Origin of the sequence: Streptomyces sp. NPDC002130, assembly GCF_040296465.1 — a bacterium.
Lineage (GTDB): Bacteria > Actinomycetota > Actinomycetes > Streptomycetales > Streptomycetaceae > Streptomyces.
Genome location: NZ_JBEOXI010000689.1, coordinates 1 through 1,708 on the forward strand (window position 1 = coordinate 1; position 1,708 = coordinate 1,708).

Annotated in this window: 2 protein-coding genes; both read right to left on the minus strand. The window is 63.8% G+C overall.

Features of this window, described 5'->3' with window-relative positions:
• Positions 1-607: SDR family oxidoreductase (locus ABT116_RS44460; protein ID WP_351646598.1), on the minus strand; the 607-nt coding region annotated here is incomplete at its 3' end.
• 1 nt (position 608) lies between these two features.
• Positions 609-1,708: acyl-CoA dehydrogenase family protein (locus tag ABT116_RS44465; protein WP_351646600.1), on the minus strand; the 1,100-nt coding region annotated here is incomplete at its 5' end.

A 1,708-nucleotide genomic window follows, 5' to 3' on the forward strand; every position in this document is an offset into this window, starting at 1 on the left:
AGGTGAAGCCGAGGGCGAAGTTCGCCCAGGGGCCCATGTCCTTGCGGAACTCGGAGCCCGGCTCCCCCGACGGGCGAATCTTCGGTGACAACTCGAGCGCCAACTGCTTGGTGATGTGGATCAGAGCAGCCTTCGACGCGTTGTACGTACCGATCCCGGCCTCGAACGCCATGCCGCCGATCGAGGCGGTGTTGACCACGGAACCACCGTGCTCGCCCATCCAGGCCCGCGCTGCCAGGCCGGTCCACAGGACTGGAGCCCACACGTTGACGTCGAAGGTCTTGGCGAAGCGCGAGTGATCCTGGTTGATGATCGGCCCGAACGACGGGTTGGTGCCCGCGTTGTTCACCAAGATGTCGAGACTGCCGAAACGCTCGATCGTCTGCTCGACGCACGTTCGTGCAGCATCCTCGTCCGTCGCGTGAGCGCCGACGCCGATCGCGTTGCCGTTCACCTGTGCGGCAGCCGCATCTGCGGATTCCTGTGAGCGCGAAGTCAGTACGACGTTTCCGCCCGCCGCCGCAATCGCCTGCGCGGTCGCGAGGCCGATGCCCCGCGATGCGCCGGTGACGATTGCCGTCTTACCTGTGAGATCCAGTCCTGCCATGTCAGTTCGCCTTGACTTCGCGGTACTTGCGCAGTTCCTGCTTGGCGATGGCGCGCTTGTGCACCTCGTCCGGGCCGTCGGCCAGGCGAAGGGTGCGCATGTGGGCGTAAGCCATCGCGAGCGGGAAGTCGTCCGTGACGCCGCCGCCGCCGTGAACCTGGATGGCGCGGTCGATGATCTTGAGCGCTATGTTCGGCGCCGCAACCTTGATGGCTGCGATCTCGGTGCGCGCTTCCTTGTTGCCCACCGTGTCCATCATGTGAGCGGCCTTGAGCGTGAGGAGTCGAACCATCTCGATGTCGATACGAGCCTCGGCGATCCAGTCCTGGATATTCGCGTTGTCACTGACGGGCTTTCCGAAGGTGATGCGGGTGGATGCGCGCTTGCACATCAGTTCCAGTGCGCGCTCGGCCATTCCGATTGCACGCATGCAGTGGTGGATGCGGCCGGGTCCGAGGCGAGCCTGGCTGATCGCGAATCCTTCGCCCTCGCCGGCGAGAATGTCCTTGGCCGGGACGCGCACGTCCTCGAAGGTGATCTCGCCGTGTCCTTCACGGTCCTGGTAGCCGAAGACCGGCAAGTTGCGCAGGATCGTGACGCCGGGAGCATCGATCGGAACGACCATCATCGACTGCTGACGGTGGGTGGCGGCATTGAAGTCGGTCTTGCCCATGACGATCAGAACCTTGCAGTTCTGATGCAAAGCGTTGGAAGCGAACCACTTACGGCCGTTCAGTACGTACTCGTCGCCGTCACGGTCCATACGAAGCTGGATGTTGGTGGCGTCGGAACTGGCAACCTCGGGCTCGGTCATCGCGAAAGCAGAGCGGATTTCGCCTTCGAGAAGCGGCTTGAGGTACTTCTCCTTGTGCTCGTCGGTGCCGAAGAGCGTGAGCACCTCCATGTTTCCCGTGTCCGGAGCGGCGCAGTTGGTGGCTTCGGAAGCCAGGTGGCTGCGGCCCATGATCTCCGCGAGCGGTGCGTATTCCAGGTTGGTCAGGCCGGGGCCCCACTCGGGATGCGGGTGAAAGAGGTTCCACAGCCCGCGCGCCTTGGCTTCCTTCTTCAAGTCGTCGATGATCGGCGGCTGGAAGTGCGGGT